Origin of the sequence: Wolbachia endosymbiont of Drosophila bocki (genome assembly GCF_028982005.1) — a bacterium.
Lineage (GTDB): Bacteria > Pseudomonadota > Alphaproteobacteria > Rickettsiales > Anaplasmataceae > Wolbachia > Wolbachia pipientis.
On sequence record NZ_JAPQLG010000074.1, the window covers coordinates 1 to 3,227 of the forward strand.

At 35.7% G+C, this 3,227-nt stretch carries 3 protein-coding genes; all 3 read left to right on the plus strand.

The window, feature by feature from the left end; genetic code table 11:
- Positions 1-111: 111 nt before the first annotated feature.
- The 3 genes from OZD61_RS01470 to lepA all read left to right on the plus strand — a co-directional run bounded on the left by OZD61_RS01470 (position 112) and on the right by lepA (position 3,122).
- Positions 112-297 (plus strand): hypothetical protein, encoded by a 186-nt coding sequence (locus OZD61_RS01470; protein WP_182320209.1) that lies wholly within the window; start codon positions 112-114, stop codon positions 295-297.
- A 48-nt stretch (positions 298-345) separates the two neighbouring features.
- The gene (locus OZD61_RS01475) at positions 346-1,209 is read left to right on the plus strand and encodes a hypothetical protein (RefSeq protein WP_274979587.1); all 864 of its coding nucleotides are present in this window, start codon (positions 346-348) and stop codon (positions 1,207-1,209) included.
- Between the two features lie 116 nt (positions 1,210-1,325).
- Positions 1,326-3,122 carry a translation elongation factor 4 gene (gene lepA, locus OZD61_RS01480; RefSeq protein ID WP_274979588.1) on the plus strand — a complete coding sequence of 599 codons (1,797 nt, stop codon included), beginning with the start codon at positions 1,326-1,328 and terminating at the stop codon, positions 3,120-3,122.
- Positions 3,123-3,227: the final 105 nt, after the last annotated feature.

A 3,227-nucleotide genomic window follows, 5' to 3' on the forward strand; every position in this document is an offset into this window, starting at 1 on the left:
ACCAGCTTGCAAATGATTGTCCTTTCCTTCATTTCTCTCCTATTACGAAGATTTTAAACAGGTTCTAATGTTTATGTATATAATGTTAGATAATTTCGTGAGGGAAAGTGTATGATTTTGACAAAACTTCAAGATATTGAGAAAAAACTAAATAAATCAATAAGGAGCAGGTCGATAGTAAAATCGCCTGTGTATGTTAATAACCTGGTTGAAGATATTAAAGAAAGTCAGGAGCTAGTTGGAAAGGATCATAATCAAAAAGAAGAAATAATCAGAAAGCTTTGGAGTATCTATTAATCGCTTACAATAGAACATGCTATTATTGAAGAGGATTGTTGGGATAGCTTGAAACACTCTTTAGCTAACAATGAGCCTTTGAGTGACAAGTGTAATAAGTATAATATTGAAGTAGCTTATAAAAACTTAAACATAGTGGTAGAAGCTTTAAAGCTACTTGATAATGGTAACGATGGTAGAAGAGACGAACTCAATCAAGCTATGTCACTTCAGAAAAAAATGAAAGAAGTGCGAGAAAAAATGCAACAGCAGCAACTGCCACAAAGTGCAACGAATCAGGGTAATGATGTAAATAAATATCCTGACGATGCTAATGAAAACGAATACAGTAAATTAGAAGAAGAAGCTAAAATCAAATTTAGTAAGTACATAGAAAACGATACTATTGATGGAGTATCAATTGGAAAGTATAAGGATGGTGATCTGTGTGCAATAATTAAACTACAAGATAATAACAATGAAAACGCGAGTATTAAAATAAGTGAGTTTTTAAATAGTAAATTCTTCACAGAAAACAACATTGCTGGTTTCTCAATATTAAATGGTAGTCAGAGAGAAGTTATAAAAGGCCACATAGATGATAAAAGAGTAAGGTACTATGATTTAGGTACCACAGCTCAATATGGAATAAAGTTTGATTGGTATGTAGGTGAAAAAAAATGTAGCATTACATTAAGTGCTAATGGCGATGGCAGTATTAAAATAGTGGGTGATAGACCAGCTGATGGAGATTTGGAAAAAAATAAAGATGTAAAGATTAAAGTTGGTGATCGTTGTCTAAGCCTTGCTAATGCAGTAAAAACATGCAAACAGAATAGCCAGCAAAGGAATGAAAATTTGAGTAAAGTGAGTAGCAAATTTGACCAATCATTAGTTAGTCAGGGTGCGGAACGCATCAATAGTCGTACGTAAAAAACCTAATGCGCTATTTTCTTATAGAAGAAAGAAGTTCCTATATACATAAATAATTGCCCTGATAACACTTAAAATGTAAAATAGTTTCACTAATTAAGCATAGTGGGCCATAAATGAACAACATAAGAAATTTTGCAATAATAGCGCATATAGACCACGGTAAGTCAACGCTTGCTGACCGCTTAATAGAGGAATGTAACGGCCTTGAAGCAAGAGAAATGATCAATCAAATACTCGATTCAATGGATATAGAGCGTGAACGTGGCATTACAATTAAAGCACAGACGGTAAAACTCAATTATACGGCAAACGACGGTAATCAATATTGCCTAAATCTCATGGACACCCCAGGTCACGTTGACTTTTCTTACGAGGTAAGTCGAAGCTTAGCCGCATGTGAAGGTTCACTTTTAGTGGTGGATAGTAGCCAGGGCGTTGAAGCACAAACCCTTGCAAATGTATATAAAGCTATTGACAACAACCATGAAATAATAGTTGTGCTCAATAAAGTTGATCTTCCTGCTGCAGATCCAGAAGGGGTAAAACTCCAGGTTGAGGAAATAATCGGTATTGATGCAAGTGAGTCGGTTTTAATATCAGCAAAAACTGGACTTGGAATAAAAGATGTACTGGAAGCAATAGTAGCAAAACTTCCAGCTCCTCAAGGTGATGTAAATGCTCCATTGCAAGCAATTTTGGTTGATAGTTGGTATGACACTTACTTAGGAGTAGTAATTTTAGTGCGAGTTAAAAATGGAGTGCTAAAAAAAGGCATGAAAATTGTTATGATGTCTAATAATGCTACATATCAGATAGATAATATCGGTATTTTCACCCCTAAAAAAGTTATGACGAGTGAGCTTTCAGCGGGTGAAGTTGGTTTTATAACTGCTTCAATGAAGGAAGTAGCAGACTGCAAGGTAGGAGACACTATCACTGAGGAAAAGAGACCTTGTAGTGAAGCACTTCCTGGATTTAAAGAAGTGCATCCTGTGGTATTTTGTAGCATTTTCCCTCACAAAACGGATGATTTTAAATATCTAAGGGAAGCTCTAGAGAAGTTACATTTAAATGATGCAAGTTTTACCTTCGAAGCTGAAACTTCAAATGCACTAGGCTATGGATTTCGTTGTGGTTTTTTGGGAATGTTGCATCTTGAAGTTATTCAAGAAAGGCTCGAGAGAGAATTTGATTTAGACCTAACAGCAACTGCACCGAGTGTTATATATAGGGTTACAACACGAAGTGGTGAAATTTTGAATATTCATAACCCAAGTGATATGCCAGATCCAACGAAAATTGAAATTGTGGAAGAACCATGGATTACCGCAACCATAATGGTCCCTGACCAATACTTGGGAGAGATTCTATCTCTATGTGAAGAAAGGAGGGGAGAACAGGAGGATTTATCTTACATTGGTAACACAACAACAGCATTGTTAAGATATAAATTACCACTGTCTGAAGTTGTTTTTGACTTTTATGATCGATTAAAATCAATTTCCAAAGGATATGCAAGTTTGGATTGGGAAATTTCCAGCTATCTGGTAAGCCAAATAGATAAATTAAGCTTTTTAATTAATGGAGAGCCCGTAGATGCACTGGCTTGTATCGTTCACAAAAGTAGGGCAGAAAAAAGAGGGCGTGAAATATGCGCACGCTTGAAGGATCTAATACCACGTCAGCAATACAAAATCGCGATTCAAGCGGCAGTGGGCGGAAAAATTATTGCCAGAGAAACGATTAACCCATATAGAAAAGATGTAACAGCTAAACTCTATGGTGGAGATGTAACGCGAAGAATGAAACTACTTGAAAAGCAAAAGAAGGGTAAAAAAAGGTTACATTCTATAGGGAACGTAAATATTCCACAGAATGCTTTTATTCAAGCTTTGAAGATAAGTGATTGATCTTAAAAGACTTCTTGTATAGTTTTTGGCAACAACCGTTAGAACCTGTTTAAAATCTTCGTAATAGGAGAGAAATGAAGGAAAGGACAATCATTTGCAAGCTGG

Bases quoted from the DNA above. Each gene is read 5' to 3' on its own strand.
- lepA (WP_274979588.1), top strand. From the start codon at position 1,326: ATGAACAACATAAGAAATTTTGCAATAATAGCGCATATAGACCACGGT.
- OZD61_RS01470 (WP_182320209.1), top strand. From the start codon at position 112: ATGATTTTGACAAAACTTCAAGATATTGAGAAAAAACTAAATAAATCA.